The sequence below is a fragment of the Stenotrophomonas sp. BIO128-Bstrain genome, assembly GCF_030128875.1.
Taxonomy (GTDB): domain Bacteria; phylum Pseudomonadota; class Gammaproteobacteria; order Xanthomonadales; family Xanthomonadaceae; genus Stenotrophomonas; species Stenotrophomonas bentonitica_A.
Window position 1 is genome coordinate 4057868 of record NZ_CP124620.1, and the last position, 17651, is coordinate 4075518.

15 protein-coding genes are annotated in these 17651 nt (G+C 68.5%); 9 read left to right on the forward strand and 6 right to left on the reverse strand.

Going from position 1 to position 17651, the window contains the following annotated elements; all coding sequences use genetic code 11:
* Nucleotides 1-43: 43 nt before the first annotated feature.
* Both POS15_RS18445 and POS15_RS18450 read left to right on the forward strand, forming a co-directional pair.
* Nucleotides 44-2773 carry a bifunctional acetate--CoA ligase family protein/GNAT family N-acetyltransferase gene (locus tag POS15_RS18445; protein ID WP_046272616.1) on the forward strand — a complete coding sequence of 910 codons (2730 nt, stop codon included), beginning with the start codon at nt 44-46 and terminating at the stop codon, nt 2771-2773.
* A 47-nt stretch (nt 2774-2820) separates the two neighbouring features.
* Nucleotides 2821-3516 carry an alpha/beta hydrolase gene (locus POS15_RS18450; protein ID WP_019185475.1) on the forward strand — a complete coding sequence of 232 codons (696 nt, stop codon included), beginning with the start codon at nt 2821-2823 and terminating at the stop codon, nt 3514-3516.
* 128 nt (nt 3517-3644) lie between these two features.
* On the opposite strand, the gene dkgB is transcribed toward POS15_RS18450, so the two are convergent.
* A complete protein-coding gene (dkgB, locus tag POS15_RS18455; RefSeq protein WP_019185474.1) occupies nt 3645-4448 on the reverse strand; it encodes a 2,5-didehydrogluconate reductase DkgB in 804 nt (267 codons plus the stop codon).
* 164 nt (nt 4449-4612) lie between these two features.
* Nucleotides 4613-5827 carry an MFS transporter gene (locus tag POS15_RS18460; protein ID WP_026070142.1) on the reverse strand — a complete coding sequence of 405 codons (1215 nt, stop codon included), beginning with the start codon at nt 5825-5827 and terminating at the stop codon, nt 4613-4615.
* Nucleotides 5828-5954: 127 nt separating this feature from the next.
* On the opposite strand from POS15_RS18460, the gene POS15_RS18465 reads away from it, so the two are divergent.
* The gene (locus tag POS15_RS18465; protein WP_284128625.1) at nt 5955-6857 is read left to right on the forward strand and encodes a LysR family transcriptional regulator; all 903 of its coding nucleotides are present in this window, start codon (nt 5955-5957) and stop codon (nt 6855-6857) included.
* A 75-nt stretch (nt 6858-6932) separates the two neighbouring features.
* Here POS15_RS18465 and POS15_RS18470 read toward each other — a convergent pair whose 3' ends face one another.
* Entirely contained in the window at nt 6933-9065 is a 2133-nt protein-coding gene (locus POS15_RS18470; RefSeq protein WP_019185471.1) for a methyl-accepting chemotaxis protein, read from the reverse strand.
* A 181-nt stretch (nt 9066-9246) separates the two neighbouring features.
* On the opposite strand from POS15_RS18470, the gene POS15_RS18475 reads away from it, so the two are divergent.
* Nucleotides 9247-9699 carry an Rrf2 family transcriptional regulator gene (locus POS15_RS18475; RefSeq protein WP_019185470.1) on the forward strand — a complete coding sequence of 151 codons (453 nt, stop codon included), beginning with the start codon at nt 9247-9249 and terminating at the stop codon, nt 9697-9699.
* On the forward strand, nt 9689-10597 hold the full coding sequence (locus POS15_RS18480) for an NAD(P)/FAD-dependent oxidoreductase (protein ID WP_284128626.1): 909 nt from the start codon (nt 9689-9691) through the stop codon (nt 10595-10597). The genes POS15_RS18475 and POS15_RS18480 overlap by 11 nt, the downstream gene beginning before the upstream one ends.
* 93 nt (nt 10598-10690) lie before the next feature.
* Here POS15_RS18480 and POS15_RS18485 read toward each other — a convergent pair whose 3' ends face one another.
* Complete coding sequence (locus POS15_RS18485) at nt 10691-11650, reverse strand: aldo/keto reductase (protein ID WP_019185468.1); 960 nt, start codon at nt 11648-11650, stop codon at nt 10691-10693.
* A gap of 225 nt (nt 11651-11875) precedes the next feature.
* On the opposite strand from POS15_RS18485, the gene POS15_RS18490 reads away from it, so the two are divergent.
* From POS15_RS18490 to POS15_RS18500, 3 genes are all read left to right on the forward strand, one after another.
* Nucleotides 11876-12685 carry a methyltransferase gene (locus POS15_RS18490; protein ID WP_237740346.1) on the forward strand — a complete coding sequence of 270 codons (810 nt, stop codon included), beginning with the start codon at nt 11876-11878 and terminating at the stop codon, nt 12683-12685.
* Between the two features lie 56 nt (nt 12686-12741).
* Entirely contained in the window at nt 12742-13002 is a 261-nt protein-coding gene (locus tag POS15_RS18495) for a hypothetical protein (protein ID WP_019185466.1), read from the forward strand.
* Between the two features lie 70 nt (nt 13003-13072).
* On the forward strand, nt 13073-13615 hold the full coding sequence (locus POS15_RS18500) for a pseudouridine synthase (protein WP_019185465.1): 543 nt from the start codon (nt 13073-13075) through the stop codon (nt 13613-13615).
* Nucleotides 13616-13671: 56 nt separating this feature from the next.
* Here the strand turns inward: POS15_RS18500 and POS15_RS18505 are convergent, their stop codons facing one another.
* Both POS15_RS18505 and hrpB read right to left on the reverse strand, forming a co-directional pair.
* Entirely contained in the window at nt 13672-14061 is a 390-nt protein-coding gene (locus POS15_RS18505; RefSeq protein WP_019185464.1) for a hypothetical protein, read from the reverse strand.
* A 180-nt stretch (nt 14062-14241) separates the two neighbouring features.
* Nucleotides 14242-16746, reverse strand: a complete 2505-nt coding sequence (hrpB, locus tag POS15_RS18510) for an ATP-dependent helicase HrpB (RefSeq protein WP_019185463.1) — start codon at nt 16744-16746, stop codon at nt 14242-14244.
* A gap of 104 nt (nt 16747-16850) precedes the next feature.
* Between hrpB and POS15_RS18515 the strand changes: the two genes are divergently transcribed.
* Nucleotides 16851-17648 (forward strand): TatD family hydrolase, encoded by a 798-nt coding sequence (locus tag POS15_RS18515; RefSeq protein ID WP_284128627.1) that lies wholly within the window; start codon nt 16851-16853, stop codon nt 17646-17648.
* Nucleotides 17649-17651 lie beyond the last annotated feature (3 nt).

A 17651-nucleotide genomic window follows, 5' to 3' on the forward strand; every position in this document is an offset into this window, starting at 1 on the left:
GGGTGGTTAATAACCACCCCCGTCCCTGTTACTGTCTGGTCGCATGAGCACCTACCACCTGCAAGCCGTCTTCCGCCCGCAGTCGGTCGCCGTGATCGGCGGCAGCCCGCGTGAACGTTCCGCCGGCCGGGCGGTGATGCGCAACCTGCGCGGCACCGGCTTCCCCGGCAAGGTCGCCTGGATCAACCCGCGGTACAGCGAGATCGACGGGATCCGCACCGTGAAGCGGCTCAAGGACCTGGATTGGGTGCCCGAGCTGGTGGTGATCACCGCCCCGGCCAGCATCGTGCCGCAGGTGGTGGCCACCGCCGCCGAGCGCGGCGTCAGCGCGGCGATCATCCTCACTGCCAACCTGGGCGAAGGCCCGGGCTCGCTGGCCGCACAGGTGGAAGCGGCGGCACGGCCCAAGGGCCTGCGCATACTCGGTCCGCACTGCCTGGGCGTGATCGCCCCGCACGCGCGCTTGAACGCCAGCATCGCCGCGCATTTCCCGCAGGCCGGCGATCTGGCCCTGATCTCCGAATCCAGCGCGATCGCCGCGGCCCTGGTGGAGTGGGGCGTGGCACGCTCGGTCGGTTTTTCCGCCGTGGTCTCGCTGGGTGACACCCTGGATGTCGACTTCGGCGATCTGCTCGACTACTTCGCCACCGATTACCGCACCCGCGCGATCCTGCTCTACGTCGAGCACATCCGTGACGCGCGCAAGTTCATGTCGGCCGCGCGTGCCGCGGCGCGTGCCAAGCCGGTGGTGGTGGTCAAGTCCGGCCGTCATATCCGCATCAATCCCGATGCCGATACCCACGTACAGGCGCTGGCCAGTGCCGATGCGGTGTATGGCGCGGCGTTCAACCGCGCCGGCCTGCTGCGCGTCAGCGCGCTGGACGAACTGTTCACCGCGGCCGAAACGCTGGGCCGGCTCGGCACCTTCCCCGGGCGCCGGCTGGCGATCCTGAGCAACGGCGGTGGGGTAGGGCGGCTGGCGGTGGATCAGCTGCTGGCCCTGCGCGGCAGCCTGGCCGAGCTGTCGCCGGCCACCGTCGCCCAGCTCGATGCGGCGCTGCCGCAGGGCTGGTCGCGCAGCAATCCGGTCGACATCGTGGTCGATGCCGACGGCGACCGCTACGCTGCGGCGATCGAAGCGCTGATGTCCGATACCGAGAACGACGCGGTCCTGGTGGTCAACGTGCCGACCGCGTTCACCTCCTCGGCCGATGCCGCGCAGGCGCTGACCCGCACGCTGGGCCTGCGCCCGCGCCATCACCGCGACAAGCCGGTGTTCGCGGTGTGGCTGGGCAACGACGACCGCGCCACCGCCACGCTCAATGCCGCGCGCGTACCGACCTACCCGACCGAAGCCGAGGCCGTGCGCGGCTTCCAGCATCTGGTGCGCTACCGCGACGCGCAGGCCGCGTTGATGGAAACCCCGCCCAGCCTGCCCGAGGATTTCGTGGTCGATACCGCCGGCGCCCGCGCGCTGGTGGAGGCGGCACTCGCCGCCGGCCAGCAGTGGCTGGACCCGATCGCCACTCACCAGCTGCTCAGCGCCTACGGCATTCCGTCCGCGCCGGTGATGCAGGCGCGTGATGCGCACGAGGCGATGGACCTGGCCCAGCCGCTGCTGGAGCAGGGCGCCACGGTCGCGATCAAGGTGTTCTCGGCCGACATTCCGCACAAGTCCGATGTGGACGGGGTGCGCTTGAACCTCAGCACCCTGCAGTCGGTGCATGCGGCGGCCACCTCGATCATCGCGCGCGCGCACGAGAAGCGACCCGATGCGCGCATCGATGGCGTGCTGGTGCAGCCGACCATCGTGCGGCCCAAGGCGCGCGAGCTGATTGCCGGCATCGCCGATGACCCGACGTTCGGCCCGGTGATCGTGTTCGGTCGCGGCGGCACCGCGGTCGAAGTGATCGACGACAAGGCGATCGCCCTGCCGCCGCTGGACCTGCGCCTGTCGCATGAACTGATCGGCCGCACGCGGGTCTCACGCATCCTCAAGGCGTACCGCGATGTCCCGGCCGCCGACGAACGTGCAGTCGCGCTGATCCTGGTCAAGCTTGCCCAGCTTGCCGCCGACATTCCCGAGATCCGCACGCTCGACATCAATCCGCTGCTGGCTGACCGCGACGGCGTGATCGCACTCGATGCGCGCGTGGCGATCGAACCCTCGCGCAAACTGCACAAGGGCCGCGGCCACCCGCGCTTCGCGGTGTTCCCCTACCCGAAGGAGTGGGAGCGCACCATCACCCTGTCCGACGGCGCGCCGGCGTTCGTACGCCCGGTCCGCCCCGAGGACGACGCGCTGTTCCGCGCGTTCTTCGCCCGCGTGACCGACGACGACCTGCGCCTGCGCTTCTTCCAGTCGGTGAAGCATTTCAGCCACGAGTTCATCGCACGCCTGACCCAGCTCGACTACGCGCGCTCCATCGCGCTGGTGGCGATCGACCCGCGCAGCGGCGACATGCTCGGCGCGGTGCGGCTGCACGCCGATGCGGACTACGATCGTGGCGAGTACGGCATCCTGATCCGCTCCGACCTCAAGGGCCACGGCATCGGCTGGCGGCTGATGGCGATCATGATCGAGTATGCCCAGTGGCTCGGCCTGAACATCATTGAAGGCCAGGTGCTGCGCGAAAACAGCACCATGCTGGCGATGTGCCAGAGTCTGGGCTTCAAGACGCGATTGGACCCGGACGATTCCACGGTGATGGTGGTGACCCTGCCTGTGCAGGACGTGCAGGTGCCGCAGGCGCCCGATCCTGCAACGCACTGAGCCGATCGCGGTACGACGTGTGCACGTTGGCGGAGCGACAATACGGCATGACCGATCGCCTCCCCCTGCTGCTGCTCCCCGGCCTGCTCAACGACGCTGAACTCTGGCGCGCGCAGATCGCCGACCTGTCCGATATCGCCGACTGCATCGTCGGCGACCAGACCCGTGGTGAGACGATGCAGGCGGTGGTCGATGACGTGCTGGCCCAGGCACCGGCGCGTTTCGCGCTGGCCGGTTTCTCGCTGGGTGGGTTCGTGGCGCAGGCGATCCTGCGCACCGCGCCGGAACGCGTTCTGCGGCTGGCCCTGATCGATACCTCTATCCATGCCGACTCGCCCGAGCGTGCCAGGCAACGCCAGACCCAGCAGGCCAGCGTGCGCCTGCCCGGAAAATTCCACGGCTTCGGCGATACGTTGATGCGCAGCTACATCGACGCCTCGCGGCTGGATGACGATGTGCTGGTGCAGCGCGTACGCGACATGACCGCGCGGCTGGGTGCGGAGGTGTTCCTGCGCCAGAGCGCCCTGGATCGGGTGGATGGCCACGACGTGCTGGCCGGGTACCGCGATCCACTGTTGGTCGTGTGTGGTGCGAACGACCGCATCACCCCGCTGGCGATCAGCGAGGAGATGCATGCGCTGGTGCCGCACTCGCACCTGGTGGTGCTGCCCGACTGCGGGCATCTGGCCCCGATGGAGAAGCCGGACGAGGTCAGCGCCGCAATGCGGGACTGGTTGCGGTGATACCGGCCAGCGGCCGGCGCTTCCCGATGATGCGCACGTCGTTGATCGGGCGCTGGCTCTTCCGGTAGGTGCCGACCGTTGGTCGGCACGCACCCACCCACGCCCGACCAACCCTCGGACCCTGCCGATCAATCCCAGGCTGGCGCGATCGCTTCCGGATTGGCCAGGCGATGCCCGCGATCCAGCGTGGCGATCTGCGCCATGTCCTCATTGCTCAAACGCAGGTCGGCCGCGAGCAGGTTGCCGGCCAGGTTGTCGCGCTTGGTCGAGGACGGAATCACCGCAAAGCCCTGCTGCAACGCCCACGCCAGCGCGACCTGGGCCGGGGTGGCCTGGTGACGCTCGGCGATGGCCTGGATGACCGGGTCCTTGAGTACTTCGCCGTAGGCCAGGCTCATGTACGCGGTGACATGGATGCCCTGGTCCTTCAGGAACGCGATCAACGCGCGGTTCTGCAGGTACGGGTGGACTTCGATCTGGTTGGTGGCAATCGCCCCGGCCCCCAGGATCTCGATGGCCTGGCGGGTCTGGGCGACGGTGAAGTTGGAGATGCCGATCTGCCGGGTCAGGCCCTGCGACTTCGCCTCGGCCAATGCACCCAGATACTCGGCCATCGGCACGGCATCCTTCGGCGAGGGCCAGTGGATCAGGGTCAGCTCGACATGGTCGGTGCGCAGCTTGCGCAGGCTCTCGCGCAGGCTGTCCAGCAGCGCGTCGTGGTGGAAGTTGGCGATCCAGATCTTGGTGGTGATGAACAGCTCATCGCGGGCCACGCCGGATTCGGCGATGGCCTGGCCGACCTCGGCCTCGTTCTCGTAGATCTGCGCGGTATCGATGGCGCGGTAGCCGACGTCCAGCGCGTTGCGCACCGAATCGATGACGGTCTGGCCTTTCAGGCGGAACGTGCCGAGACCGAATGCGGGAATGCTCATGGAAACTCCTTCATGGGGTGAGGTGCAGGCTACGCCGTGCACCGTAAAGCGACGGTAGAGCCGACCGTGGGTCGGCTGTGGTTGCATGGAACGAATCGTTGGTCGTCTGTCAGGTGGAGCCGACCGTTGGTCGGCTGCTGTCACGGGTCCGCGACCGGAATCCCTCAATGCGCACTCACGGCGATGCCTTCGGCGCGGTCGGCCACCCCATCGCGGCGGTCCAGGCGGCCGCTCAACGCGGTCAGGCCGAAGGCGCCCATCACCACCAGCGCGCCCAGCCACGGGGTGTGCATCAGGCCGAAGTGATCGACCACCAGGCCACCCAGTGAAGCACCGAGCGCGATGCCGACGTTGAAGGCGGCGATGTTCAGGCCCGAGGCCACATCGGCGGCCTGCGGAGCGAAACGCTGTGCCTGTTTGACCACATACACCTGCAGCCCCGGCACGTTGCCGAACGCCACCGCGCCCAGCGCCAGCACGGTCAGCAGCACCAGCCAGGTGTTGTAGGCGGTGAAGGTAAGCACGAACAGCACGGCCGCCAGCAGGGCGAAGATCAGCTTCAGTGCCGGGATCGGACCGCGGCGGTCGGCCAGGCGGCCGCCCCACAGGTTGCCGATCGCCACCGACACGCCATAGACCAGCAGCACGCCGCTGACCGCATTGGCCGAGAAACCGGTGACGTCCTGCAGGATCGACGCCAGGTAGGTGAACGACAGGAAGGTGCCGCCGTAGCCGAGCGCGGTGATCGCATACACCAGCAGCAGGCGCGGCTGCGCCAGCACCGACAGCTGCTGGCCGAAGGTCGCCGGCGCGCTGCGCTGCAGGTTGCGTGGCACGAACAGCAGGCTGCCGATCAGCGCGATCACGCCCAGCGCGGCCACCGCGAGGAAGGTCGCACGCCAGCCCAGGTGCTGGCCGATGAAGGTGCCCAGCGGCACGCCGGTGACCAGGGCCACGGTGAGGCCGGTGAACATGATCGCGATCGCGCTGGCCGCTTTCTCCTTGGGCACGACCGAGGTGGCGATGATCGAGCCGATCGAGAAGAACACGCCGTGCGCCAGGCCGGTGAGCACGCGCGCGACGATCAGCGAGCCATAGCCCGGCGCCATCCAGGCGATCACGTTGCCGAGCGTGAACAGCAGCATCAGCGCGACCAGCAGGGTCTTGCGCGGCACCCGGCCGGTCAGCGCGGTGAGGACCGGGGCACCGACCGCCACGCCCAGTGCGTACAGCGACACCAGCAGGCCGGCCGAGGGCAGGGTGACGCCGAGGTCGGCGGCGATCGTCGGAATCAGGCCGACGATGACGAATTCAGTCGTGCCGATGGCGTACGCACCCAGCGTCAGCGCCAACAAGGCCAAAGGGATACCACGGGACATGGACGGATACCGGTGGGAAGTGAGGCTGCGCAGTCTGCGCGCCGCACTCTTGCGGAAAAAGCGGCCTTCACGCCAATCACTGTTGCTTCATGGTCAATAATGGGCGGTCTCCCGCCGTGTCACCGCCATGAAAACCACCCTTGATGAAATGCAGGCCTTCATCGCCGTGATCGACAGCGGGTCGATCACCGCTGCCGCCGAACAGCTGGGCCAGACCACCTCCGGGGTCAGCCGCGCGCTGGGCCGGCTGGAAGAAAAGCTCGGCACCACCCTGCTCACGCGGACGACCCGTCGCCTTCAGCTGACCGAGGAGGGCGACGCTTTCCTGGCCCAGGCACGCGCGATCGTGGCCTCGGTGGAGGCGGCCGAAGAGCAGATCGCCGCACGCCGTGAGCGACCGGCCGGGCGCCTGCGCGTGGATGCGGCGATGCCGTTCGTCCTGCACGTGATCGCCCCGCTGGTGGCCAGCTACCGCGCGCGCTATCCCGAGGTGGCGCTGGAGCTCAACAGCAGCGAGCGCTACATCGATCTGCTGGAGCGGCGCACCGATGTGGCGATCCGGATCGGGCCGCTGGCCGATTCCACCCTGCACGCGCGGCCGCTGGCCCACAGCCGGCTGCGCGTGATGGCCAGCCCGGCATATCTGGCGCAGCACGGTACCCCGCGCGACGTGGCGGCGCTGGCGGGGCACACCCTGCTCGGCTTCAACGAGCCTGACTCGCTCAATCACTGGCCGCTGCCCGGGGCGACCGACGCGCTGCTGCACGTGCGCCCGGCGGTGGCGGTCTCCAGCGGCGAAACGCTGCGCCGGCTGGCGCTGGAAGGGGTCGGGATCGTCAGCCTGTCTGATTTCATGACCCACCGCGACCGCGAGGCCGGCGCCCTGGTGCAGGTGCTGCCGGATATCACCGTGGAGGTCCGCCAGCCGATCCACGCCGTGTACTACCGCAACACGGCGGTCTCGGCGCGGATCAGCTTCTTCCTCGATCACCTGGCGCAGGCCATGGTCGGCACGCCCTACGTCCGGTAGTGCCGGCCGCTGGCCGGCTCCCCCGCGACGCCCACTGCGTGCGGTTGCCGGCCAGCGGCCGGCACGACGGCTGCATTACGCCGCCCGCGCCAATCCGCCCATCGCACCGCGCCCGGCATCCAGCACGAACACATCCACCGCCGCGTTCAGGGCCAGCGCCTGGTCTTCCATGCTGCGCGCCGCCGCCGAAGCTTCTTCCACCAGCGCTGCGTTCTGCTGCGTGGTCTCGTCCATCTGCACCACGGTCTGGTTGACCTGCTCGATCCCGGCGGACTGTTCCTGCGAGGCGGCTGCGATGTCGGCCATGATGTCGGTGACGCGCTGCACACTGCCGACGATCTCGCCCATGGTCTGCCCGGCCTGCTGCACCAGTGCGGCGCCGCTGTCGACATCGGTGACGGATTGATCGATCAGCCCCTTGATCTCCTTGGCCGCGCTGGCCGAGCGCTGCGCCAGCGTGCGCACTTCGCTGGCGACCACCGCAAAGCCGCGGCCCTGCTCGCCGGCGCGCGCCGCTTCCACCGCAGCGTTGAGCGCAAGGATGTTCGTCTGGAACGCGATGCCGTCGATGACGGTGATGATCTCGGCGATCTGCCGCGACGAGGCCTGGATCGCCCCCATCGTGGTGACCACCTGGCCGACCACCTCACCGCCTTGCGAAGCGACCGAGGCGGCGTTGATCGAAAGCTGGTTGGCCTGGCGCGCATGCTCGGCGTTCTGGCGCACGGTGGAGGTGAGTTCCTCCATCGAGGCGGCGGTTTCTTCCAGGTTGGCGGCCTGCTGTTCGGTGCGGCGCGACAGGTCGCTGTTGCCCGCGGCGATCTCGCCGGCGGCGGTCTGGATCGACTGCGCGGCGTGCTTGATGTCGCCAACGATGGTGGTCAGCTGACCGGTGGTACGCGCCATGTCATCTCGCATGCGCGCGAACACCCCGTGGAAGTCGCCGTGCATGCGCGCGCTCAGATCACCTCCGGCGATCGCCTGCAGCACGCGCGACACTTCGCCCAGATCCTGCTCGGTGGTCTGCATCAGGCGGTTGAGGCCGCCGACCATCTCGCCGAAGTCGTGCTGGTAGCGTGCCTCATCGCCGCGCTGGCTGAAATCGCCCACGGCCGCTGCCGCCGCCAATCGTTTGATCTCGGCATTGATCGCACCGAGGTTGGCCTTGGCGGTATCCAGCGCCTGGGTGATCACCGCCTTCTCGCCGGGCAGGCGTTCCATGTCCACCGACAGATCACCGACCGCGTAGTGGCCCATGATCTCGATCGCCCGCAGCTTCACCTGGATGTGGTTGGCGACCAGGGTGTTGGTGTCGCGGACCATCTGCCCATAGCCGCCCGGGAATGCCGTGGCGTCCATGCGGTAGCTGATTTCACCGGCGTCGTGGCGCTGGGCCATCGTCGCCTGCGCGGCCAGCACGCCCTTCAGGGTCTGGGTAACCTCGCGCATCGCGGTGCCAAGGCGACCGATCTCATCGCCGCTGCGCACCACCACCACATGCTCCAGATCGCCGCGCGCCACCGCGCGGGCCGCGGCTTCGACCGCGACCACCGGGGCGATCACCGCGCGCCGCAGCCACAGGGTGAGCACGGCCAGCAGCACCAGCGCCGCCAGCGCCGTGACCATGGCCGAGGCGACCAGCGCGGCGCGTGCGCGCTCGGAGGTTGCACTGGTCTCGTACTCGGCCCGTTCGCTGGCGCGCGCCGCCAGGGCATCCAGCGTGGCGCCCACGGCGCGGTCGGCGCCGCGCACCAGCGCGTCGCCGGCCTGGGTGTCATAGCCACTGGCCGCGAACGCCTCCAGCGCGCCGCGGTAGCGGTCCTCCAATGCGCGGTGCTCGGCCAGGAACCGGTTGGCCAGCGTGCGTGTCTGTTCATCGCGGCTGGTCGCCAGCGTGCTGGCCAGGGCTTCAATGCGGCGTCCTTCCGCATCGAACGCCGCCAGGTGGCGCTCGCGCAGCGCTTCATCGGCGCCGCGGATCAACACGTTCTTCCACTCCTGCACCTGCAGCCGGAACTCGCGCTGCAGCAGCTCGGCCTGCGCTTTGCGGGCGACCTCGACCGGCACCTCGGCCGACAGGTTCCGCCAGGCCGACCCCAGCCCGGCCAGGGCCGCCAGCACGATGATGACCAGGCCGAGCGACAGCGCGCCCAGCAGTTTGAATTGAAGACTCAGGGCGCGTGGACGCGCCGGTGCGGAGGACGTCATGAGAGATCAAAAGTAAGGAAGGGCGATGCGGTATCGGTCTGCCGGAGAAGGCCTGAAGTGCGACGCCAATCACGGTTACCGTTCCATTAAACGTTGTGACGATGGCGTGTAGATGAAATTTGCTCGCATATGGAACAAAACAGGACTGGACGCGCTAGCGATATGTAACTATTGTAGTTACATGAAATCCAGTAACCAGTTTTCCGACGCGCTGCATGTGATGGCCCATCTGGTCGGCCAGGACGGCCCGCGCACCTCCGAGCAGCTCGCGACCTGCCTGCCCACCCACCCCGTGGTCATCCGTCGCCTGCTGTCCGCCCTGCACAAGGGCGGTCTGGTGACCACGGTGCGGGGCCACGGCGGCGGCAGCCAACTGGCGCGGGCACCGGCGCAGATCACCCTGCACGACGTGTATGTCGCCATCGGTGCGCCCCCCCTGCTGCACACCGGTGCGCGCGAGACCGGGCGCGGCTGCCCGGTGCAGCGCGTGGTCAACGAGGCGCTGGACGACAGTTACCGCCAGGCCCAGGCGCTGCTCGAGGCCCGCCTGCGTGACACCACCCTGGCCACGCTGGGCGAAGAATTCGCCCGCCACCTGGCCCACCACGCTGCAGGAGTTCCCCATGACGTTTGATGCGATTGTCGTCGGCGGCAGTTTCGCCGGCCTGTCCGCGGCCCTGATCCTGGCGCGTGCGCGCCGCGAGATCCTGGTGATCGACAGCGGCCTGCCGCGCAACCGCTTCGCCGCCCATTCCCAGGGCGTGCTGGGCCAGGATGGCATCGCCGGCGCCGAGCTGCTGCGCAACGCCAAGGCGCAGCTGTTGGACTACCCGACGGTGCGCTGGGTCAACGATACGGTCAGCACGGCCCAGACGACCGTGGATGGTTTCGTGGTCGGCACCGCCAACGGTGACACCTGGGCCACGCGCAAGCTGCTGCTGGCCACCGGCATCGCCGATGAACTGCCCGAACTGCCCGGCCTGGCCGAGCGCTGGGGCCACAGCGTGGTGCACTGCCCGTACTGCCATGGCTATGAAATCGGCGGCGGCGCGATCGGCCTGCTGGGCGGGCATGAGAAATCCGCCACGATGGCCGCGTTGCTCGCGGACTGGGGCAACGTCACCCTGTTCGCGCACGGCATGACAATGGCACCGGAGGAACTCGCCGCCCTGCAGCACCGCGGGGTCGGCATCGAGCACGAGGCGGTGATCGGTCTCGAAGGGGAGGCACCGGCGCTGAGCGCTGCCGTGCTCGCCGATGGCCGCCGGGTTGAACTGCGCGCGCTGTTCGTCACCGCGCGCCAGCATATGGCGACCCCCCTGGTGGAACAGCTGGGCTGCGTGCTGGAGGACAGCCCGGTCGGCGTGCTGGTCCAGGTCGACCCGGGCAAGCAGACCAGCGTGCCCGGCATCTATGCCGCGGGCGATGCAACGCTGGTCGGCAACATCAGCCTGGCCAGTGCCGAAGGCGTGCGCGCCGGCGTCAGCCTGCACCACGCGCTGGTCGCCGAGGACAGCCGGGCCAACCGATAAGGCGAGGGCGCTCGGCCGGGCCGGAAACCGAGCGCCCGCCCCACACGGAAACAGCCGCCCTGCGGCGGCTGTCCGTCATCCATGGCGGTGGGCTCAGGCCTGTTCGGCGCTCGCCGCATCCAGCTGCTGCACTTCCTGCGCCGACAGCGCGACCTTCGCGGCGGCCAGCACATCGTTCAACTGCTCGACACTGGTGGCGCTGACGATCGGCGCGGTGATGCCCGGGCGGGCGATCAACCAGGCGATCGCGATCTGCGACGGGCTCACGCCATGCGTGCTGGCGACGTCGTCCAGTGCGCCGAGGATGCGCAGGCCACGTGGATTGACGTACTTGTCCACCACGCTCTGGCCGCGCGCGCTGCTCTTGCCCGCATCGGCGGCACTGCGGTACTTGCCGCTGAGGAAGCCGCTGGCCAGCGAGTAGTAGCTGATCACGCCGAGCTGCGCTTCGCGCACTACCGCTTCCAGCCCGGCTTCATAACCGGCGCGGTCGTACAGGTTGTACTCCGGCTGCAGCGTCTCGTAGCGGGGCAGCTTGTAATCGGCCGAGACCTTCAAGGCATCGCGCAGGCGCTCGGCGCTGTAGTTGGACGCACCGATCGCGCGCACCTTGCCCTGTTCGATCAGGCGACCGAAAGCAGCCAGCGTGGATTCGAGCGGGGTGGATTCATCATCTTCGTGCGCCTGGTACAGATCGATCACGTCGGTCTGCAGGCGGCGCAGCGAATCCTCCACGGCGGCGGTGATGTTGTCGGCCGACAGGCCCGGGTGTTCGGACCACTTGGCCACCTTGGTCGCCAGCACCACCTTGTCGCGCTTGCCGCTGTGCTTGAACCAGCGGCCCAGGATGGTTTCCGACTCGCCGCCCTGGTTACCGGGCACCCACGCCGAATAGACATCGGCGGTATCGACCAGGTTGAAGCCGGCCTCGACGAAGGCATCGAGCAGGGCGAAGGAGGTCTTCTCGTCCGCACTCCAGCCGAAGACATTGCCGCCGAAGGCGATGGGGGCGACATGGAGGCCGGAACGACCGAGTTCGCGCGTAGCAGTCATGGGTGATGTTCTCCCTGGGAATCGTTTCCACAGGATACGGCCGGGGTGGTGACAGCGTTGCGGCAGCAGGCACAAAACAGTGTTCTGGATTGCTGCGTCGCACTAACGCTTTGTGAACACCTGTGCACGCTTGGCTGCTAGTCTCGCCGCATCCCGTTACCGGAAGCCCCGCCGATGAAAGCCCGTTCGTTGACCTGTGCCTGCCTGTTCACTGTCTCCACCCTGATGCTTGCCGCGCCCGCGATGGCCATCAAGCCCGCCGGCCCGAACGCGCAGGTCGCGATCACCCCGGCCGTGCAGAAGGCCGTGCAGGACAGCCGCCGCGATCCGGCCAACGTCAAGCGCGATGCCTACCGCCATCCAGCGCAGACCCTGTCGTTCTTCGGTGTCGCGCCGGGCCAGACCGTCATCGAGATCACCCCGGGCAACGGCTGGTACTCGGAAATCCTCGCGCCGCTGCTGCACGACAAGGGCCAGTACGTAGCCGCGGTGGTCGACCCGGCGGCCGTGCCGGAGGGGCGTGGCCGTGATTACCAGCAGCGCAGTCGCGAGGGCCTGGAAAAGAAGTTCGCCGCTGGCGCCAGCGTGTTCGGCAAGAGCCGTGTGGTGGCTTATGACCCGAAGGCCCCGGTGTTCGGTCCGGCCAACTCGGCCGATGTCGTGCTGACCTTCCGCAACGTGCACAACTGGCGCAGCAGCGGCCAGGCTGAAGGCATGTTCAAGGGCTTCTTCTCGGTGCTCAAGCCGGGCGGCGTGCTCGGCGTGGTGGAGCACCGCGCCAAGGCCGATGTGCCGGCCGACGACAAGACCGGTTATGTCGGCCAGCAGCAGGTGATCGCGATGGCCAAGGCCGCCGGTTTCGAACTGGCCGGCAGCAGCGAGATCAACACCAACCCGCGCGACACCAAGGATTATCCGAACGGCGTGTGGACGCTGCCGCCGACCAACCAGCATGACGCGGCAGATGAAACCAAGTATCAGGCGATCGGCGAAAGCGACCGCATGACGCTGCGCTTCGTGAAGCCGGGCAAGTAACACATCGCGCGCGGGCTATGGCCCGCGCGTTCCAGGGAAGGTAGAGGAAAGCACTTTTGAAGAAGCTGCTGTTGATCGCGTTGGCGGTGGTCACGCTGATCAAGATCGTTGATTTCGTGTTCTATGGCCGCAACGGCTATGACCTGATGGGGGCCGCCGGTTTCGGGCTCCTGCTCGCCGGTGCAGCCCTGGACGGGCGTCGCGCGTTCAATGCGCCCGCCACCGGGTCCCGGGCACGGCAAGCCCGCATCGCCACTGTCTGCGGCGTGGTGCTGGTGCTGGTCTACTTCCTGCTCAAAATGAAGATCATCGGATAACGTTCGCCGCGGATCGCGGCGTCGGCGTGGGGATGGGACAATGGACCACCCCACCGCCGCTGTCGCCCCGATGCTGATCGCCTTCAACAAACCGTTCAATGTGCTGTGCCAGTTCACCGACCGCAGCCAGCCGCCGCGCGCGACGCTGGCCGGCTTCGGTCTGCCACCGGCGGTGTATGCCGCCGGGCGGTTGGATTTCGACAGCGAAGGCCTGCTGCTGCTCACCGACGATGGCGGCCTGGCCCACCAGTTGACCGATCCGCGGCACAAGGCCGACAAGACCTACTGGGTGCAGGTGGAAGGCACGGTGACCGATGAGCAGGTCCAGGCGTTGCGCCGAGGCGTGCTGCTCAACGATGGCCCCACATTGCCGGCCGGTGTCGAGCGCTTGGAACCCGCACCTGAATTGTGGCCACGCACGCCGCCGGTCCGCTTCCGCAAGACGGTGCCCGATGCGTGGCTGGCGATCACGCTGCGCGAGGGCCGTAACCGGCAGGTGCGGCGGATGACCGCAGCGGTCGGCCTGCCGACGCTGCGCCTGGTCCGGGTTTCCATGGGCGCGCATGCGATCGGCGATCTGCAACCCGGGCAATGGCGGGAGGTCGGACAATAAAAAACCGCCGGCTGAGGCCGGCGGTTTCCATGCGGATCCGGTGAAGCGTCAGCCGATCAGGCGTCGCTGCCGATATCGCTGGTTTCATCCACCACGGTGTCGTTGCGGCGGTTGCGGGCGCTGATGCGCTGCGCCTGGCCGTTCACCACGCCGCCGTTGGCGAGCTTCTTCTTCTGCTGCTTGCGGTACAGCGCGTAGCCCAGCAGGCCGACGCCGACAGCGGCGGCGGCGATGGTCACGGCCGGATTGCGGCGCACCACCTTGGCGGCGACCTTGCTGCCGGTCTTGACTGCGCCCAGCGCGGCGCCGGTCTTGATCCAGTCGGTAGCCTGCGGGCCGAAGTGGCGCAGGTTGCTTCCGGCATGCTTGAGGCCGTCACCAGCGGTGCTGGCGATGTCCAGGGCGCGCTCGAGGGCGCGGTCGGTAATCACGGTCAATCTGCTCATGGGGGGTCCTTTGCCTCGGTTCTGATCCAGTGTCGCGCGATGGCCGTGTACGCGGTGTTATCCACCGGCGACGGCCAGGTCATGACTGTAGCGGCTCGGTGCAGCGTGGTCAGCGGGGCGTGTGGTGCCGGTCAGGTAGCAGCCATGAATGGGGGCAACGCGATGGCGGCGGAGGCGCGCTCACGTCCCGCGGGGCTTGGCCCGGTGCGTGGCCGTGGCCGTCCACGGATCATCCGGCCACGGATGCTTGGGATAGCGGCCCTTCATTTCCTTCTTCACTTCGGCATAGGTGTTCGCCCAGAAATTGCGCAGGTCCTGGGTGACCTGCAGCGGCCGGCCGCCTGGGGAAAGCAGATGCAGCGTCAGTGGGATGCGGCCATCTGCGATGCGCGGGGTGTCGCTCAGGCCGAACAGTTCCTGCAGCTTGACCGCCAGCACCGGTGCCTGCGGCGTGACGCCATCGGCATCGAGCGCATAATGGATCGGGCGCTCCATCCCGGAAGGCACGGTGATGCGCACCGGGGCATGGCGATCGATCAGCTGGCGTTGCGCCCACGGCAGCGGTGATTTCAGCGCTTCACCCAAGGTGGATTCGTCGAGCGCGTCCAGGCGGGTCCTGCCGTTGAATGCGGGGGTCAGCCAGGTCGGCAGCGTCGCCAACAGCGCTGCGTCGGAGACATCCGGCAGTTCCAGCTCCGGCATCCATGCCCGCACCGCCAGTACACGTGCCTGCCACTGGCGCAGCCCCTCGGTCCACGGCAACGCATCCAGCCCAAGTTCGGCAACCGCTTCAGTCAGTGCCTGCGCGGCGTGTGCAGGATCCACGCGGCCGGCCGAGCGGCTGTCCAGCACGATGCGGTCGAAGCGGGTTTCCCGTCGCGCGACCAAGGCACGCTTTTCACCATCCCAGCGCACCACGTCTTCCTGTTTGAAGCGATCGGGAAAATCACGGCGCAGGCGGTTCTCGTCCACCGGCGCGGCGCGCAGCAGCAACGCGTCGCGTGCCTCGTAACGCAGCTCCACCGCGACCAGCCACGGCTCGCCACGCAGATCGCTGGGATCGAACAGGCGCGCGCTGCGGCCATTGGCCAGCAGATAGCGTAGCGGATCGGTCGGATGGCGGGCAGCGATCCGGTCCGGAAATGCATGGGCGAGCAGGTCACCGAGTTGATGCGCTTCGACTGAGGAAGGAGGCGCGGCATCACAGCGCAGGCGTCGCCGCCATTGTTTGCTGGCGGCATCGATGGTCGCCAGGCCGCCGCGGTTGGCATCGGGTGGCACGCGCCCCTGGCGGAACGCCGCCAGCGCACGCCACCGCGCGGCGAGTGCATCACCCCCTTGCCGCAGCGGATCGCGCGCTTCCACCAGCGCGGCCAGATCGCAGGCCAGGGCCTGTTCCACACCGGCACCTGCCGCCATCAGCATCGCCGCCAGCCGTGGATGCGTACCGAGGGTCAGCATGCGCCGGCCCAGCGGGGTCAGCGTGCCACTGTCGCTGAGCGCGCCCAGGCGCTGCAGCAGTTCACGGGCGGCGGCCAAGGCACCGGCCGGCGGTGCATCCACGAAGCGCAGGTCGTCACTGCCCCACGCGGCCAGCTCCAGCGCCAGCGAGGCCAGTTCCACCTGCGCGATCTCTGGCCGGCGCTGTGCCTCCAACCGCTGCGACTGCGGCCACAACCGCCACGCCCAGCCCTCGGCCACACGGCCTGCGCGGCCGGCACGCTGGTCCGCCGAGGCCTGCGCGATGTTCACCACGTCCAGGCGCGCAAAGCCGCTGTTGGGGTCGTAGCGCGGCTCGCGTGCGAGACCGGCATCGATCACCACGCGCACGCCGGGCAGGGTCACCGAGGATTCGGCCACGTTGGTCGCCAGTACCACCCGGCGGCGACCGCCCGGGTCAGGCTGCAGGACCTGCGATTGCTGGTCCACCGGCAGCTCGCCGTGCAGCGGCAGCACCTGCACGGCGGGGTCGAGCACGGCCTGCAGCGCGGTCTGCACGCGCGTGATCTCGCGCTGGCCAGGCAGGAACACCAGCACGTCGCCAGGATGCTCGGCCAGGGCCTGCTCCACCGCGCGCCGTGCCTGCGGCTCCAGCGCCTCGTCGCGACGTGCGGGGAAATGCGCAACCGTCACCGGGAAGCTGCGGCCTTCGCTGCTCAGGCGCGGCGCATCCAGCAACTGCGCCAGCCGCTCGCCATCCAGCGTGGCCGACATCACCACGATGCGCAGGTCCTCGCGCAGCTGCGACTGCACATCCAGCGCCAGTGCCAGGCCGAGATCGGCGGCCAGATGCCGCTCGTGGAATTCATCGAACAGCAGCGCCCCCACGCCCTCCAGCAGCGGGTCGTCCTGCAGCAACCGGGTCAGGATGCCTTCGGTCACCACCTCGATCCGGGTCCGCGCGGAGATCCTGCTCTCGAAACGGATGCGATAGCCGACGGTCTCTCCGACATCTTCGCCGCGTTGCCGCGCCATGAACTGCGCGGCGCTGCGCGCGGCCACGCGACGCGGCTCCAGCATGATGATCTTCCGGCCTTCCAGCCACGGTGCATCCAGCAGCGCCAACGGCACCTGGGTGGTCTTGCCGGCGCCGGGCGGTGCTTCCAGCACCAGCCGGGGGCCGTGCTCCAGCGTGGTCAGGATCTGCGGCAGCAGTGTGGAAATCGGGAACATCGGGGTGGTCATGCGGCAAGGATACGGGGCCCAGGCAGGAGCGGCGAGACGCGCGCGCCGGGGCATTGCGGGGGAGCACGGTAGAATGCCCGGGGTCACCCGTCCTGTAGCCCCACATGCAACTGATCGATATCGGCGCCAACCTCACCCATGACTCTTTCGATCGCGACCGCGACGCCGTGCTGGCGCGTGCGCGCGAGGCCGGGGTGGTGCAGATGGTGATCACCGGGGCCAGCCGCGAGCATTCGCCGATGGCGCTGGAGCTGGCCCGCCAGCACCCGGGGTTCCTGTACGCGACCGCTGGCGTGCATCCGCACCATGCGGTGGAATACACCGACGAGTGCGACGCGGAAATGCGCGCGCTGCACGCGCATGCCGAGGTGGTGGCGGTAGGTGAGTGCGGGCTGGATTACTTCCGCGATTTCTCGCCGCGCCCGGCGCAGCACCGCGCCTTCGAGCGCCAGCTGCAGCTCGCCGCCGAAAACGGCAAGCCGCTGTTCCTGCACCAGCGCGACGCGCATGCCGATTTCATGGCGCAGATGAAGAATTTCGAGGGCAAGCTCGCCCCGGCAGTGGTGCACTGCTTCACCGGCGAGCGCCAGGAACTGTTCGATTACCTGGACCAGGACTGGTACATCGGCATCACCGGCTGGTTGTGCGATGAACGCCGTGGCGGCCACCTGCGCGAGCTGGTCAAGCATATCCCGGCCGACCGCCTGATGATCGAGACCGACGCGCCCTACCTGCTGCCGCGCACGCTCAAGCCACTGCCGAAAGACCGTCGCAACGAGCCGATGTTCCTCTCGCACATCGTCGAGGAGCTGGCGCGCGACCGCGGGGAGGACGTGGAGATCACGGCCGCCCACGCGACGGCGGCTACGCGCACGTTCTTCCGGCTCCCTGACGCGGCTTGAGAA